At 37.2% G+C, this 16,836-nt stretch carries 16 protein-coding genes; 7 read left to right on the top strand and 9 right to left on the bottom strand.

Annotated features, from left to right (window positions below):
• Window positions 1-4 precede the first annotated feature (4 nt).
• The 5 genes from ND2E_RS20820 to ND2E_RS20800 form a co-directional block, all read right to left on the bottom strand.
• A complete protein-coding gene (locus ND2E_RS20820; RefSeq protein WP_081961935.1) occupies window positions 5-910 on the bottom strand; it encodes a prepilin peptidase in 906 nt (301 codons plus the stop codon).
• Window positions 911-995: 85 nt separating this feature from the next.
• A complete protein-coding gene (locus ND2E_RS20815; protein WP_033091878.1) occupies window positions 996-2,255 on the bottom strand; it encodes a type II secretion system F family protein in 1,260 nt (419 codons plus the stop codon).
• A 116-nt stretch (window positions 2,256-2,371) separates the two neighbouring features.
• On the bottom strand, window positions 2,372-4,072 hold the full coding sequence (pilB, locus tag ND2E_RS20810; protein WP_033091879.1) for a type IV-A pilus assembly ATPase PilB: 1,701 nt from the start codon (window positions 4,070-4,072) through the stop codon (window positions 2,372-2,374).
• 210 nt (window positions 4,073-4,282) lie between these two features.
• Complete coding sequence (locus ND2E_RS20805; protein WP_033091880.1) at window positions 4,283-5,905, bottom strand: PglL family O-oligosaccharyltransferase; 1,623 nt, start codon at window positions 5,903-5,905, stop codon at window positions 4,283-4,285.
• Window positions 5,906-6,057: 152 nt separating this feature from the next.
• Window positions 6,058-6,504, bottom strand: coding sequence for a pilin (locus ND2E_RS20800; protein ID WP_033091881.1), 447 nt, complete (start codon window positions 6,502-6,504; stop codon window positions 6,058-6,060).
• A gap of 751 nt (window positions 6,505-7,255) precedes the next feature.
• On the opposite strand from ND2E_RS20800, the gene rplM reads away from it, so the two are divergent.
• The 7 genes from rplM to ND2E_RS20765 all read left to right on the top strand — a co-directional run bounded on the left by rplM (window position 7,256) and on the right by ND2E_RS20765 (window position 12,794).
• Window positions 7,256-7,684, top strand: a complete 429-nt coding sequence (gene rplM, locus ND2E_RS20795) for a 50S ribosomal protein L13 (protein WP_033091882.1) — start codon at window positions 7,256-7,258, stop codon at window positions 7,682-7,684.
• Between the two features lie 3 nt (window positions 7,685-7,687).
• Window positions 7,688-8,080 carry a 30S ribosomal protein S9 gene (gene rpsI / locus ND2E_RS20790; protein ID WP_033091883.1) on the top strand — a complete coding sequence of 131 codons (393 nt, stop codon included), beginning with the start codon at window positions 7,688-7,690 and terminating at the stop codon, window positions 8,078-8,080.
• A gap of 644 nt (window positions 8,081-8,724) precedes the next feature.
• The gene (gene petA / locus ND2E_RS20785; RefSeq protein ID WP_033091884.1) at window positions 8,725-9,315 is read left to right on the top strand and encodes a ubiquinol-cytochrome c reductase iron-sulfur subunit; all 591 of its coding nucleotides are present in this window, start codon (window positions 8,725-8,727) and stop codon (window positions 9,313-9,315) included.
• Entirely contained in the window at window positions 9,315-10,592 is a 1,278-nt protein-coding gene (locus ND2E_RS20780) for a cytochrome b (protein ID WP_223303494.1), read from the top strand. Before petA ends, ND2E_RS20780 begins: the two co-directional genes overlap by 1 nt.
• Window positions 10,592-11,314: a cytochrome c1 gene (locus ND2E_RS20775; protein WP_033091885.1), complete on the top strand. Its 723-nt coding sequence runs from the start codon at window positions 10,592-10,594 to the stop codon at window positions 11,312-11,314. The genes ND2E_RS20780 and ND2E_RS20775 overlap by 1 nt, the downstream gene beginning before the upstream one ends.
• A 359-nt stretch (window positions 11,315-11,673) precedes the next feature.
• The gene (gene sspA / locus ND2E_RS20770; RefSeq protein WP_033091886.1) at window positions 11,674-12,315 is read left to right on the top strand and encodes a stringent starvation protein SspA; all 642 of its coding nucleotides are present in this window, start codon (window positions 11,674-11,676) and stop codon (window positions 12,313-12,315) included.
• Entirely contained in the window at window positions 12,315-12,794 is a 480-nt protein-coding gene (locus ND2E_RS20765) for a ClpXP protease specificity-enhancing factor (RefSeq protein WP_033091887.1), read from the top strand. The genes sspA and ND2E_RS20765 overlap by 1 nt, the downstream gene beginning before the upstream one ends.
• 91 nt (window positions 12,795-12,885) lie before the next feature.
• Here the strand turns inward: ND2E_RS20765 and ND2E_RS20760 are convergent, their stop codons facing one another.
• The 4 genes from ND2E_RS20760 to ND2E_RS20745 form a co-directional block, all read right to left on the bottom strand.
• Complete coding sequence (locus tag ND2E_RS20760) at window positions 12,886-13,464, bottom strand: BON domain-containing protein (protein ID WP_033091888.1); 579 nt, start codon at window positions 13,462-13,464, stop codon at window positions 12,886-12,888.
• Between the two features lie 29 nt (window positions 13,465-13,493).
• Window positions 13,494-14,084 (bottom strand): phosphoheptose isomerase, encoded by a 591-nt coding sequence (locus ND2E_RS20755; protein WP_033091889.1) that lies wholly within the window; start codon window positions 14,082-14,084, stop codon window positions 13,494-13,496.
• 61 nt (window positions 14,085-14,145) lie between these two features.
• Complete coding sequence (locus ND2E_RS20750; protein WP_033091890.1) at window positions 14,146-14,535, bottom strand: YraN family protein; 390 nt, start codon at window positions 14,533-14,535, stop codon at window positions 14,146-14,148.
• Entirely contained in the window at window positions 14,519-16,561 is a 2,043-nt protein-coding gene (locus ND2E_RS20745; protein WP_081961956.1) for a penicillin-binding protein activator, read from the bottom strand. The genes ND2E_RS20750 and ND2E_RS20745 overlap by 17 nt, the downstream gene beginning before the upstream one ends.
• Window positions 16,562-16,836 lie beyond the last annotated feature (275 nt).

Here is a 16,836-nt window from a genome sequence, read left to right on the forward strand (position 1 = left end):
TGAATTAAAGGAGTTTTTGTAAATACCATGACCATATACCCTCTCCCCATAATAAGGTAATCCAGCCAGCTACTGCTAAATAAGGACCAAAGGGGATACCTTGCTCTCTTTGATGATTTTTGAATATTATTAAAGTAATACCGACAACGGCACCAACGACTGATGCCATTAAAATAAGTAGTGGTAATAATTGCCAGCCGATCCAAGCGCCAAAAACAGCGAATAATTTAAAGTCGCCAAAGCCCATGCCTTCTTTGCCTGTTAATGCTTTGAAAAGCCAAAAGACAGAATACAGACTCATATAGCCAGCAGCAGCACCAATAACAGCATCACTTAACGGCACAAAAGTACCATTGATGTTTATCAATAAACCTAACCAGAGAAGTGGCAGAGTAATTTGATCAGGCAATAACATATGATCTAAATCTATCATCGTCAGTGAAATCAAACACCAAGTGAGCAGTAATACCCACAGGGTTATCATTGTTGCGCCAAAATGATGTGCAGCAATAAGGCTTAGCCCCATGGTAGCAATTTCAATTAAAGGATAACGGGCGGATATTTTGTTTTTACATTGGCTACATTTACCTTTTAGAAATAACCAACTAAAAACTGGGATGTTTTCATAAAAGCGAATCTTATGATCGCACTTAGGGCAGGTAGAGTCGGGTTTGGAAAGAGTGACCTGTGGGAGGTTCTTGGGTTTAATATTAGCAACTTCATCAGCGAGAAACTCTCGACAGTCTTGATACCAAGTATATTCCATCATTTTAGGTATGCGATAAATAACTACATTGAGGAAGCTACCTACAATCAAAGAAAGTAAAGCAACGGTGAAATAAAAAAGTACTGTGGTTTGTTGGAATATCACAGTAAATTGGTTAAAGAGTGAAAAAAAGTTTTCTAACAATTGAGTTGCCTGTTTTGGATTTATTGTAGAGAATTTGAACTAATGGAGTTATAAATCTATATAACTCCATTGCTATTATTTTGAGTTATACCACTTTACCGATTTCAAATATAGGTAAGTACATAGCGATAATTAAACCACCAATAACTACGCCCAGTACCGCCATAATCATGGGTTCTAATAAAGCTGTTAAACCATCAACGGCATCATCCACTTGTTGCTCATATATATTAGCAACTTTCGACAACATACCATCAACAGTACCTGATTCCTCACCAATAGCTACCATTTGAATAACCATATCTGGGAATATTTTACAATTAAGCATTGCTAAGTTCATTTGCATACCTGAAGATACCTCTGTACGTACTTCCAAGATTGCATCCCTAAATACCGCATTACCCGATGCTCCAGCAGCGGACTCCAATGCATCAACCAAAGGAACACCAGCGGCAAAAGTGGTTGATAATGTCCGAGCATATCGAGCTACGGCTGCTTTTTCTAACAAATCACCAATAACTGGTAACTTTAAGATATTCTTATCAACATTATCACGAAATTTCTGGCTATTTCGGTGAGATTTTTTAAACAAATAAAATGCCAAATAAAGGCCAGCTAAGCCAAAGTACCAATATGCTTGCATAAACTCAGATATCGCAATGACAAATAAGGTGAAAGCGGGCAATTCAGCGCCAAAGCTATTAAAAATTTCTTGAAACACCGGTACAACAAAGATCAATAGAATAGACGTGACAATAAAGGCGATAACCAATACCGCAATAGGGTAGGTCATTGCTTTTTTTATTTTACTTTTTAACGCTTCAGCTTTTTCTTTATAGGTAGCAATGCGTCCATAAATGGTTTCTAATGCACCTGATTGTTCACCAGAGGCGACTAGATCACAGTATAGTTCATCGAAAAAAAGCGGGTGTTCACGTAAGCAGTCTGATAAAGGGATACCTGACGAAAGTTTAGTGCCAATATCTCCAAGAAGTAGGCGCATTTTACCGTTACTATGTCCCTTGCCTATCATTTCAATAGTCTGTACTAGTGGCACGCCTGCACCTAACATAGTCGCTATTTGTCGGGTAATAACGGCAATGTCGGCAGGCGATATTTCTTTGTCTCCGCTTCCTATACCAAATAATGGTTTAGCTTTTTTCTTAACGCGACTTGGGGTCACTCCCTGTTTTCGTAGCTGAGTTTTTAGCTCGATAATACTTTTAGCAGGGAGCTCACCATTAATTTTTTTCCCTTTCCGGTTAACCCCATGCCAAACAAAGATATCTTGTTCTTTAGTTTTAGCCTTATCTTTAGCTGACTTTTTTGTTGTTGTAATAGCCATAGTTAACCCTGGTCCATAAATCACTTTATTCTATCTTGCTATGAAGGTGATAAAGTAATATCCATTAAATAGGTGAATTATCTTCTTAAGTATAAGTAAGTTAACCGAAAGTAACGTTAAGCGCTAGTGACACGGTTAATTTCTTCTAAACTTGTCATGCCGTTCATTGCTTTTAATAAGCCTGATTGACGCAAATTGTTGTAGCCTTCTTGTTGGCATTGTTTTGCTATATCAAGAGAGTTACCACCTTCCATAATGATAGAAGCTATGGTGGGGCTGATCTTTATGACTTCATAAATACCCACGCGACCCTTATAACCTGCGGTGCAGTGAGTACAGCCTACGGGTTTGAATAATTTAATATCAGATAACTGGTCAGCTGGAAAGCCTTGCTCGGCTAATTGCATTTCAGAAAGTTTTTCTTCTTCTTTACATTGCGGACATAAACGTCTGGCAAGTCGCTGGGCAATAATAATGGAGACAGAGCTGGCGACGTTATACGAGGGCACACCCATATTAAGTAAACGAGTTAGTGTTTCAGCAGCCGAATTAGTATGTAACGTTGATAATACTAGATGGCCGGTTTGGGCTGCTTTTATCGATATTTCAGCGGTTTCTAAATCACGAATTTCACCTACCATGACAATATCAGGATCTTGTCGTAAGAATGAGCGCAAAGCACTTGGGAAAGTTAAACCAGCACGATTATTAATTTGTACCTGGTTAATACCTTCAAGGTTAATTTCGACCGGGTCTTCTGCGGTAGATATGTTACGTTCTTGTGTATTAAGAATATTGAGGCCAGTATAAAGTGATACTGTTTTTCCTGAGCCGGTTGGGCCGGTAACTAAAATCATACCTTGTGGTTGCTCTAGCGCATCCATATATATTTTTTTCTGCTCGGCTTCGTAACCTAACATATCGATGCCTAGCATTGCACTGGATGAATCGAGTATACGCATCACTATTTTTTCACCCCACATTGTGGGTAAAGTACTGACGCGAAAGTCGATTGACTTTTTCTTTGATAATGCCAGTTTGATTCGACCATCTTGCGGCACACGACGCTCTGCGATATCTAACTTAGACATAACCTTTAAACGAGCAGCCATTCTCGATGCCAAGCTTACCGGGGGTCTAGCGATTTCAGATAGAATACCATCAATACGAAAGCGGATACGAAATGACTTTTCATAGGGCTCAAAATGTAAATCAGAGGCGCCTTTTTTAATCGCATCGAGTAATATTTTATTGATGAAAACAACAATAGGTGCATCATCTTCACCATTAGGATTATCATCTTCTTTTTTCGACTCTTCGACATCAATACCCGCTAACTCGTCGGCATCGATGTCACTGATATCTAATGCACCACTTTCATCTTCAAGTACTTTTTCAATACATGCTTGTAAGCTTTTCTCGTCACATAAAACTAATTCAGTGTTATAACCGGTATTAAACTGTATTTCTTCTAAGGCATCTAAATTCGTCGGGTCTGACATGGCAACAAACAGTACTTTGCCACGCAAATAAAGTGGTAATGCGTTATGTTTAGTGATCAGTTTTTCATTGCGGACACCATCAGGCACTAAGCTGGTATCGAATTTACTCAGTTGAATTTGAGGGTGGCCAAAGCTTTTAGAGAGTACTTTTGCAATACTGTTGCCATCAAGATTTTTATTTTCTATTAAAAAGCGAATAAAAGGTATTTTTTTACCAGTGAAATCATCGGTAATATCATCTATCGATTCTAAAGAAATAAGATTCTGCTTTGACAGCGCAGATAGCAGGCTAGCTTGCTGATGACTTCCTTTCATAACGTTTGGCTATAACCTCTTGGAAATACTAAAGTAGTAACTATTCTATTGAGTGTAACTGATAATTAGCCAAAAGCACATAAAGAGATTAATCAAGTATCAAAGGGGGGCAGGAGTAGTTGATTTTTACAAACTTATTTATAATGAACTAATCTTAATTTTCAGGCTATATTTTTAAGGATGAAAATGACAAGAGCACCTCGCTTAAAATTAATTATCTAAATTTGGGTATAATCTAAGAGCATCCTTATAGATGGTTTCTTTGAGTTGGTCATCTACGGACACATGATTTAATTCTAATGTTTTTAAGGCAATGGTCATATTTGAATATAACTCTTTACTTGGTGTATGTTGAGCAAATTCATTTCCCCACTGAATATACTCTAATAAAGCTTTAGGATCTTTCTGTTTAAATCCGTTCTGTAATTTATAATTGTATAATGTTACTTCAAAATAATCTTGCCAAACTAATGTGTTAATTATCGAATTTACGCTATTAACATCTTTATTATTACTTACTTTAAATTGTTCCATTTTAAAAGCTGTATGTATTGAGGTAACCATAAAAACAGAGGTAATAATAGGGAATGTAATAGTAATGATTTTTAATGGGGCGGTATGATTTATTGTTATAGTGAGTAACTTCTGTTTTGCTAAACTATGTTCAGTCAGCCAAATTAAAATAATAAAATAAACCCAATGAACGATGGAATGATAAAAAGGAAACTCAGTTTGAGTATGAAGTAGTATTGGGATCACTAGAGCAAGTATAGGGAGTGCTCTAGTATATGAGTAGCCTTTAAATAAAGATAAATAGCTGTAAATGAAAGTGAGTAACGCTAAAATGCTCACAATACCGCCCTCAACAGCCCAAAATAATATTTCGTTGTGAGGATGCTTCAATTTTTGTATCGGTGCTGCTAATTTTTTATCTATTTTCATCTCTTTTAAATGAAATTCACGATAGTTTTTTTCGAAATTTCCATAACCGTAACCAAGTAAAGGTTTTTCAATAAACATTTTACTCGCGACTTTATAAATGTCAGTGCGGTGCATGTCACTATATAGGCCTTTACCTCTATTAGTCTCTTTCAGTGACTGCATCGTTTGCATCGATATTATCCCAAAAATAACACCAAAAATGATTACCAAGATCGACTTTCTAAAGATATCTGGGGATTTAATAAAAATAGGAGTAAGGGTGAGTATCACTAAAATAGCACCTAAATATCCTATTTTAGACTGTAAAGTGATAATTAATAAGACGCAAAAAAATAAACAAGGGTATATAAAAATCTTCAATTTTTCTGCGTATAATTTAGCGTTATGCGGTAATAATAAAAATAATGAAAGCGCTATACCTGAAGCTAAAAAACTCGCCATGACATTGGGCTGTGTAAAAGATCCATAAGGTTGACCAGAAAGAGGTGTGTAGCCCGTAATTTCAATGTCAAAGGGTGTAAGTATAAATAATTGTACTAAGCCTATTATCACTTCAATCGAAACACCTAAAAGCAATAATAGCAGTAAGACTATTTTATTCTGATTATTTAGTCGTAATTGTGTTAACGAAAATAACAATAATAAACCAGCTGTTGCGGCTAATAATCGAGGAAGAGCAAAGTAACTAAATAAATTATCATAAAATAAAGGTATAAAGAGAAGTAGAACACCGAGCAAGAACAATAACTGAACGTTACTGTAAATTATTTCTTTTTTACGAATAACTTGCCATAACCCTGAAGTAATTAGTAAGGAAATAAAAATCCAACCTAATATGTTTGGAGCAAGATAAAGTGCGATACCACCAGGTGTAGGTAATATGATATGCATAAAAACCAATAAATATAGGCATAGTGTAATAAAAGGAAACTTTAAATTTGATTGGATTGACATAAAGACTTTATTTTACTTTAGTTGTATAAAAGCAAGGTAAAAAAAAAGCTCTAATAGAGCTTTTTTAAATAGAGGTCAAAGCTTGTTGTTTAGCACAAACCTGCTGTTTCACATGAACCAGAAGAAGCCCATGTAACAGCTGAATCAGCAACTGTTCCTGTTAATATAAAGGTAAAAGCTTGTGAACCATCACCTAATGTAGCTGTTGAAGTCGCTGTTACCGTAGGGGCAGCTGATGTACCACCGATTTCAACTGTATCTACTAAGCCGGCATTAGCCCAACCGTTATCTGCGCCATCATTCCCATCAGAAAGAGCACTACAATCACCAGTTCCTATTGTGGCACAAAGCGTTATCGCGGTTTTAGCTGGTGAAGCAGCTAAAACGACTTCAGAAAACTGTGCCCTTTGTGTATAAGTCTGGTAAGCAGGCAACGCAACGGCAGCCAAAATACCGATAATTGCCACAACGATCATTAATTCAATTAACGTAAAACCTTTTTGCGTATTATTCTTCATATTTTGTAAGTTTTTCATATTTGTACTTCCATTAGTTTTTACGGGGGCTGGCTTCATACTGCGACAAAAATTGATAAATGTAAAATTTTGTTGCAAGTTTTTTTGATTTTTATTACTGGTCAACCAATAAGTGGTTGTTTTGTAATCCGTTGTTAACTACTCATTGGCTTAATGTAGAGCTTAATCACTTTCAGTGATAATTAAGCTAAGTGCCTATAATATAAATAAATCTTTCTTTCAATAGTCACTGGAATCATATTCTAACCATGACAGTGCTATATAGGGTTATTGCAAAGTATCCTAAAAGTTTTTATCACTCAATATTAGTAAAGCAAACTAATGTTAGCTCCTTTAGAAAATGTGATGATTTTTTGTATCTTGCACCAAATTAAAAAAGAAATTAAAGAAGAAGTAATATACGCATATTTTCTGTTTAAGAATCTAAAGTGTAACTGCATGCCAGTTGCGAATTCTAAAGAAAGAGCCATGATGAATGACTAATACGACAAAAATTCGAAATAAATAGCTATTAATCAATAAATATAGGTGATTTTCACTAATTCTTTCTGTATAATCCGCGCTCCCTACGTTACAAATGCCTATTGTTTTGTGGTTTTATTTACTTTTATGTGAAAAATTCCTCATAAATAGTGGCGCTGGGCTCGATGCTCGAAGGGGCAATGGTGTAGTCCATTTAACCGGTAATTAGCATTTTTTTGGGAATGTTTAGATTATCATTTAAGTAACATATTTAAGATTGGGTTTTTTAATGAAAACTTTTGTAGCAAAACCAGCAAGCGTACAACGCGAATGGTTCTTAGTGGACGCCGAAGATAAAACTTTAGGCCGTATCGCTACTGAAATTGCAAGCCGTTTACGCGGTAAGCATAAAGCAGAATATACTCCTCACGTAGATACTGGCGATTACATCGTTGTTATCAATGCTGAGAAAGTACGTGTAACAGGTAACAAAGCGAAGGGTAAAATTTACTACTCGCATACTGAGTTCCCTGGTGGTCTTAAACAAATTAGCTTTGAAAAGTTAATTGAAAAAGCACCAACACGAGTACTTGAATTTGCTGTTAAAGGCATGTTACCTAAAGGTCCTTTAGGTCGTGAAATGTTCCGCAAATTAAAAGTGTATGCTGGTGCTGAGCACGCGCATACTGCACAACAACCACAACTTTTGGAGCTTTAAGCAATGGCTGATAATCAATATTACGGTACTGGTCGTCGCAAGAGCTCAACTGCTCGTGTGTTCATGAAAGCTGGTAACGGTGCAATCACAATTAACAAACGTGACATTTCTGAGTACTTCGGTCGTGAAACTGCTCGTATGGTTGTTCGTCAACCATTAGAGTTAGTTGAAATGTTAGAAAAGTTTGACTTCAACATCTCTGTAGTAGGTGGTGGTATTTCAGGTCAAGCTGGCGCAATTCGTCACGGTATTACTCGTGCATTAATGGTTTTTGATGAAACTCTACGTAGTGACCTACGTAAAGCTGGATTCGTTACTCGTGATGCGCGTAAAGTTGAACGTAAGAAAGTGGGCTTACATAAAGCACGTAAGAAACCACAATTCTCAAAACGTTAAAATTCATTATATTCAGGATTTATACGGCATTGTCTGCGTTGTTCGCCCCAATTACTTAGTACGCCTAAGTTCAGGGGCTCATAACTTAACAGCTTTGTCTAAATCCAGACTATTTAGAATTATATTTTATAAAAAACCGACTCTTCGTCGGTTTTTTTATGCGTGAATCCTCATTATGCTTAGCATTTATGCTGTGTTGTTATCGCTATTCGTCCGAGTCACTTATTCAATATAAGTTCTTGGACTTACAACTTGACCGCTTTGTCTAATTTCAGAATATTTAGAGTTCTGATGAATATAGAGAATTCATACGTCTTAAAAAACCAACTTTGTGTTGGTTTTTTTTTGTCCAAAGTAATGCTAATTCTTTGTTAAAAACTCCTATTAACTTAGTCTACATATGCTTTATTTATTCTATTTCAAAGTATTTCAAATTATTTCTGTTTTTACAGTGTCTAAGCTCCTTTTTACCTTGTAAAAAACACGCTATTTCTTTATGATCGTAAAAATTTTTTGTCGATATACCACTTGGTATGAATTTGATCTAACAAAAACAAACGCTGTGCTTGCTGGTTATTGTAAATTTATTACTTAGTAAGTCATAAAAATAATTGTTTTGTTAGTGTCTTAGTTGGAGAGTATGAATGAGCAATGTGCCTGTAAATAACGGCCGCAGACGCTTCCTAACCGCTGCTACTGCAGTTGTTGGTGGTGCTGGTGTGGTTGGGGCTGCTGTGCCTTTTATTGCTTCCTGGAATCCAAGTGCTCGCGCGAAAGCTGCGGGTGCTCCAGTTGAAGTCAATATAGGTAAATTACAGCCTGGTCAATTAATCCGAGCAGAATGGCGTGGTAAACCCGTTTATGTAGTCCGAAGATCGGAACAAACAGTTAGTAACTTAGCTAAACACGATGATCAATTGCGTGACCCTAATTCTGAAAAAGCTCAACAACCAGTTTATGCAACTAATGCCTATCGTTCAATTAAACCTGAATTCTTAGTTGCTTTGGGTGTTTGTACCCATTTAGGTTGTGCTCCGACTCATCATGCTGGTGATTTCGATCAGTTCGTTGAAGGCGTTCCAAATGGTTTCTTCTGTCCATGTCACGGTAGTAAATTTGATATGGCCGGTCGTGTATTTCAAGGCGTTCCTGCACCATTAAATTTAGTGGTTCCAGAGCATTCTTATATCAATGATGACACTTTACTTATTGGTGTTGCTCAAGGAGATGCATAATGTTAATGAAATTAGCTACTGATTTCATGGGTTGGATAGACAAACGTTTACCTGTGACAGATGCTTGGAACAAGCATTTAGCTCAGTACCCAGCACCAAAAAACTTTAACTTCTGGTACTTTTTTGGCTCTCTAGCCATGTTAGTACTAGTGAACCAAATTGTTACCGGTATTTGGTTAACAATGAATTATGAACCATCTGGTGCCGGAGCATTTGCCTCTGTTGAATATATTATGCGTGACGTCGACTTCGGTTGGTTATTACGTTATATGCATTCTACTGGTGCATCGGCCTTTTTCGTCGTCGTATACATGCACATGATGCGTGGTCTTATGTACGGCTCTTACCAAAAGCCACGTGAATTACTATGGATCTTCGGTATGTTGATCTTCTTAGTGTTGATGGCTGAAGCCTTTATGGGTTACTTATTACCTTGGGGTAATATGTCATATTGGGGAGCTCAGGTAATTATTTCGTTGTTTGGCGCTGTGCCAATTATTGGTGATGACTTAACACTGTGGATACGTGGTGATTATGTAATCTCAGGTGCTACACTAAACCGTTTCTTCGCTTTACACGTTATTGCTATGCCATTGGTGTTAGTTGTTTTAGTGTTCTTGCATATCCTTGCTTTACATGAAGTAGGTTCAAATAACCCTGAAGGTGTGGACATTAAGAAGCCAAAAGGCAGTGTTAAACCTGAAGAATTAAGCAAGTTTACTTTCCATAAGCAGTATAGTGATAAATACGATATTGTCGATGCGGTTCCTTTCCACCCTTATTATTCTGTTAAAGATATTATGGGCGTTGCTGGTTTCCTATTCTTGTTCTGTTGGGTGATGTTCTTTGCTCCTGAAGGTGGTGGTTACTTCATGGAAGCACCAAACTTTACTCCTGCTAACGGTTTGAAAACACCTGAGCATATTGCACCAGTATGGTATTTTGGTCCTTTCTACACTATTTTACGTGTTGTTCCTGATAAGTTATTGGGCGCGGTTGCTATGTTTGGCGCTATCGTTATGTTATTTGCTTTACCATGGTTTGATCGTGGTGTAGTTAAATCAGTTCGTTATCGTTCAAAATTGCATTTAGTTAACTTAATTCAATTTGCTATCTGTTTTGTTGTTCTTGGTGCTTTAGGTACTATGCCAGCAACACCAACGGCTAATCTTATTGGTGTAATTGCTAGTTTTGGCTATTTTGGTTTCTTTATTGCTTTGTGGTTCTACAGCAAAAATGAAAATACTAAACCAGTTCCAGAAAGGATTGCAGACTAATGAAAAATTTAATTATAGCCGCTACTTTCGGCGTACTTATTAGTGTTACGACATTTATGTCGTTCACTGCTGTGGCATCAGGACCAAGTATCCAATTAGATAAAGCAAATAATGATTTATCGGATAAAGAGTCTTTGAAAAAAGGTTTTAAAACGTATATAAATTATTGTTTAGGTTGTCATCAGTTACAATACCAACGTTACAATCGTACTTTTGCTGATTTAGGTATAGAGAAAGCAGACGGTGTCGCTAACTATATGTATACTGGTGAAAAAGTTGGTGATCATATTCTAAATACCATGCCAGAAAAAGAAGCGGCAAAATGGTTTGGTAGCGCGCCACCTGATTTAACCTTGGAAGCGCGTTTACGTAGTCCAGATTGGATTTATACTTACTTACGTTCTTTTTATATTGATAAGTCACGTCCATTTGACGTAAACAACACAGTATTTAAAGATGTTGGTATGCCGCACGTTTTACAAGGTCTGCAAGGTGTTAGTACTATTGATGAGCATGGTAATTTATCTCCAGCAATGGGTGGTAGTTTAACTGCTGAAGAGTATGATGTTGTAGTACGTGATTTAACAAACTTCTTAGAGTATGTTGGTGAACCGAATAAACTTGAGCGTAAAGCGATGGGCTATTGGGTATTAGCATTCTTATTTTTCTTCTTTATTATTTCTTATTTCTTAAAGAAAGAATATTGGAAAGACGTACACTAAGTTTTTTGATGTAGTAAATTTAGGGGGGGTGATAGTAAAATATCGAATTCCCCTTTGATGATACCAAATTGATTGAGTTCTTTCCCACTCAGCGAGAGTTAAAAGACTTAATAGGCAAGGCATTGATTGCAGATAATAGTAATTCTATTGTCAAAATCAATAACGCAGCATAGAAGCCTTTTAAACTCGCCCTTGGGAGCTTGCTCGATATCCACTAACAGCGTTAAATTTATTGGATTTAGAATGACTAAACCTAAATAAATTTGCCTTGTTATTGAACATCGAGCATAGCTCTGAGTTGAGAAGAAATTAAATCAAATTGGTATTGTTTTTTAAAGTAAATGATTTTAGGAGGCTCTATGGCCGTAGCAGCAAATAAACGCTCTGTGATGACGTTGTTCTCTCATGCCGATGATATGTATAGTCATCAGGCACGCATTGTTCTAGCAGAAAAAGGTGTTGGTGTTGACATCAACTTAGTTGATTTAGCTAACTTGCCTGAAGACCTATTGGACTTGAATCCATACGGCACAGTACCGACTTTAATTGATCGTGAATTAGCCTTATATGAAGCTAAAATCATTGTTGAATATTTAGATGAGCGTTTTCCTCATCCACCATTGATGCCAGTTTACCCTGTCTCACGTGGACGTAGCCGCCTAATGATGCATCGCATCGAGCAAGATTGGTATAGCCTTACTAAATTGATTATGTCTGGCACTGCAACAGAAGCAGCTAAAGCACGTCAGGAATTGAAAGAAAGTTTATTAAGTATTGCACCAATTTTGAATGAAGCCCCATACTTTATGAGTGAAGAGTACAGCTTAGTTGATTGTTACTTAGCTCCTTTATTATGGCGTTTACCTGTATTTGGTATTGAGTTGACTGGTCAAGGTTCAAAAGAACTTAAAACGTATATGTTACGTTTGTTTGAACGTGAGTCATTTCAAGCGTCACTGACAGAAGAAGAGCGTGAATTACGCTTTGGTCATCCAGCCTAATGGATGATGCAACACCTATCTCGATGAGCTCGAATAAGCCTTATTTAATTAAGGCTTTTTATGAGTGGATTTCAGATAATGATCTAACGCCATACATTATGGTAGACGTTAATGTTTACGGTGTATTAGTGCCAATGAGTTATGTTGCTGACGGGCAGATAGTATTAAATATTGCTAGTTCAGCTGTCGGTACCATAGCATTAGGCGACAGAGCCATTGAGTTCAGTGCCCGTTTCGGTGGTAAGTTGGAACATATAACGGTCCCTTACGGCGCTGTAGGTGCCATCTATGCCAAGGAAAATGGCGCAGGAACTTCATTGCCAATCGAACATCCTGTTGAAGATGAAGATGAGATTGTGGATGTACCTCCTGAAAAGCCAAAGTCTACTTTAAGTAGCGTTGCTTCTACGGGTAGTGAGACTGAAAAATCAGACAAGCCCAAAGGAAAAAGTAAAGCGAGTCTGAAGATTATTAAATAATTTTCCAGCTTGTTTTTATAAAACTTGAAAACCTGTAAATATCCTAGATATCTACAGGTTTTTTTACTTTGATTTGCGGTAGCTTACAGCGTTAGATATATTCAAAAGCTTTAAAAACACGGCTTACACCGTTAATGTTCCGTGCAATCTCTACCACAATATCAGCCTCTTGTTTTGTTACTAAGCCTAGAAGGAATACTTCTGAATTCTCGGTGACAACTTTGATATCTTTTGCATTAACTTCACCATTGGCAAGCAAAGCTGATTTTACTTTGGACGTTAACCAAATATCATTACTTTGCGTAGTGATAGCCGTCGTAGAGCCAATTCGAACTTGGTTATGTATAGTGACAATATCAGGTACATCTTGGATGGTTTTAATTGCCAGATCTCTGAGGTAGCTGTTAGGTGCTTGGCCTATTACTAAAACAGTACCGTTCATGCTAACTACGTGCAAGTTTGTATTTTTTGACAATGCCTTTTGTTTATTCAATTCATTATGAGCGACAAACTCAATACTTTGATCATCAATTTGTTTACTGAAAGTTCGTCTATCAGCCACCATTGAAGCTCCAGCAGTCACAGCAACTACAGTGGCAACAGCACAGCTCTGCAGTGCAGAAAGTAGCATAAGCAACCCCACGATACGTACCGTTTTACTCTTAGTCATTGAAGATCCCCCTTTTGGAACAGTAATATTTATGATTCACCTTGCGGGAACAGTGTACTATCAATAATTTCACAGAGGCTATGCAAGACTACTAAATGCACTTCCTGAATTCTGGATGTTCTTGCAGATGGAACACGTATTTCAACGTCGCTCTCACCTAGTAACCCTGAAATATCACCACCATCGAAACCTGTTAAGGCAATAATAGGGATATCACGAGATACGGCACTTTCAATTGCTTTAACGACATTACGGGAGTTACCACTGGTCGAAATAGCCAATAATACGTCACCATTATGACCAAGGGCTCTTATTTGTTTGGAGAAAACTTCATCATATTGGTAATCATTAGCAATAGAGGTAATGGTAGAAATATCGCTATTTAAAGAAATTGCTGGAAGGCTAGGGCGTTCAGTTTCATACTTATTCAGTAATTGAGCACAGAAATGCTGAGCATGTCCAGCAGAGCCTCCATTACCACAAGAGATAATTTTATTGCCGCCAAGCAGGCATTGAACCATCATCATACCAGCATGTTCAATAGATGGCCCTAGCAGCTCGCTAGCAGCTATTTGTGTTTGAATGCTTTCGGTAAAATTGTTTTTGATCTGTTCTAGCATGGAAAACGGACTCCGCGACTATGTAATATGAGTAATGAGTAAATTGTAAAAGTATAAAAGGTTAAAAGGCATTTTTTAACCAAGTAACATCTGGCTGAGTAATATCACCTTCAAGAGCTATGACATCAACACGACAGGGCGTATTATATTCATTTAAACCACTTTGATGTAGATAAAATGTTATGCAATGTTTAACCTTTTTCTGCTTACTCGCGGGCACCGCTGAAATAGCGCCACCAAACTTTTTGCTTTTACGATACTTTACTTCGATAAATACATAGGTAGGACCATCAAGCATAATAAGGTCAATTTCACCCTGGCGAGAGTGAAAGTTTCTTTCAATAAGAGTTAATCCTTGCTCAGACAAGTACTGTTCAGCGTAACTTTCAGTGAGTTGTCCTTTGTTTGAACTGGATGTGTCTTTAGCAGTACTATTATTTTTCCATAGCAATAGAAACCACCTTATTTTGTTTATAAACACCCCAAAGTAAGCTTCGAGTTAAAACACCATCTTCATTAAGTTTTAACACGCCCGTTTGCCCCCAATGTTGCAGATAAGGTGCTTGTTGCATTAGCGGAATCTTATTAATGAGTTGATAGCTATCATATCCCATAGCAAAAAGACGTGACAAACCATCACTACGTTTAGGCCAAAGTGCTTGGCTCAGAGTTGCTAATTCGGCATTTTGCTCGCTGGCTAATAACCAAGGGATTTCAGTAAACGTCAATCCTTGTAGGTCACTGTTACTGCTATAATCAGATTGAGTACTATGGCTTCGTGAACTAGCATATACTGGAATTAATTTAGCAAATTCACTTATATTAACTTCTATGTAGGGTTTCACTAAGCGAGTTTGTTCTGCCGTACCAACGAGATATATCATATCAATATCACGTCTATTACGGGTTTTAGTTTTAATGCTTTGATTTAATCTACTTTTGAGCTTAGTGATACGCGCTTTACTTTTATCAACCGACAAACTGGCCTTAACATTCTCCTGCATTTGAGCACCTGTATCGTAATACACTACTTCAATGACATTACCCGTTAACCGTTGCCATTGTCTGACAAAGGCTTGAGAAATCCGTTTACTGACAATATTTTTTTGGCTCAATACAATGGGGTGTTTAAAATGTTGACGGCTCAAGGTTGCAGCTGCTTGTTTTGCTTCATCTTCTGGGCGCATTGAAAGCACCGTATGATGAGAAGTTAAGGAAGCTTTTGCCGGAATATTTAGTAGTAAAGTATCTATTGCATTACTATTTTCTGACGTTTCTAAATAGCTCTTTATCGCAAAGTCACTGTCGATGGCTGTGATATTATCAGCGCTTTGACTTTGCTTAGTTAGTGATGTATTTACAGTGTTCTCGGTTTTATTACTATCAAATAAATCCGAACTGCCATTAAACAAGTTATCAGTTTGCGATTGCGTTTGCGCACTAGTATGACTGATGTATTTATCTACATTGGCTTTAAGTAGTGGTCCAATCACATAATCGACTTTTAATGTCGATAAATCATTGGTTAATCCGTACCAATTGACGATATTACTATCGATAAAGTGCAGACTTTTAGTCTTGTCATTAGCAAAACTAGCCAAAACCCCTTGTTGGATTGCACGCCCTGCTGACTGTTGTTTGCCACTTAAGGGTAAGATTACCGCTATATTTTTGATATCTTTCGGTGAAATTTCTTGAATCAATAGTTGTTGTGCGATGACATTAGCGGGATGGAGTTTGAACTTATTTTGCCATATGCTCAGCTGATATTTCATTTGGGCTTGATTGCCGCCAAACTTATTGGCTAAAGCTGTTAAGGCTAACCAACCCTTACTGTTAGGTGCTTTATCTAAAGCGAGCAAACTTAATTGCCATTGAGATAACGATTGAAAATTATGCCAAATATTTGTTATTTGCTGCTGATTTTGTGCTTTTGCTGGCGTAACTGAGAACTCAAATAATTGTGCATTCAACGCTGGTATAGGCTGTTTTTCCTTTTGAAATGCAGCGCTTAACAATCGGTAATAACTTGCGGTAAGTAGAATGCTATTTTCAGTAGCGTATTGTTCAAGTTGATTTAGCTCTATATGACTCTCTGGGTAATAATTGAGTTTTTGTAAACTACTTGCTTTAATGAGCGCTAACTGGACTTTTTCATGCTTACTATTCGTTGTATTTTCATCGACTAAGGGCATGATTTTATCTGCAAGCCACAGTGCCTTTGCATAATTTTCTTGCTGATAAAACAGTTTGGCAGCAATCAGTAACTCACTGACTGCGCCATTGTTGTTCAATGTTTTCGCTAGTTCAACGTGTTGCTCTGCAGATAGAGTTCCTGCATCGACATCAATTGCTTCAATTTCTGTGAACGTTTGTGTTTGTTTTTTTGAATCTGGGGCTTGCTTAGTACTGCAACTTGCAAGCAACAGAAGCAATAGGGCAGGTAATGCTCGAGATTTAAAATGTTTAAAATGCATTGAAAAGTTATCTACCTCTGTTGGCTTTAATTGTACCAATAAGCACGCTGCTGTTAACACAATAAATAAATCTGTGCATATTGCTATCAGTATGGGGTTATAATAAACGCCTACGAAGTGAGTCTCAACCAATATATACCCATGTTACTTCATAATTCGGGGTTCAGCTGGAATTAGAAACGCCTTTGAGTAAGGCATTGATTGAAGCGAATAGTTATTTTATTGTCGAAATTGATAACGCAACATAAAGCGTTTCTAAACCAGCCCTGCGGGGA

Origin of the sequence: Colwellia psychrerythraea, from assembly GCF_000764225.1 — a bacterium.
Taxonomy (GTDB): domain Bacteria; phylum Pseudomonadota; class Gammaproteobacteria; order Enterobacterales; family Alteromonadaceae; genus Colwellia; species Colwellia psychrerythraea_D.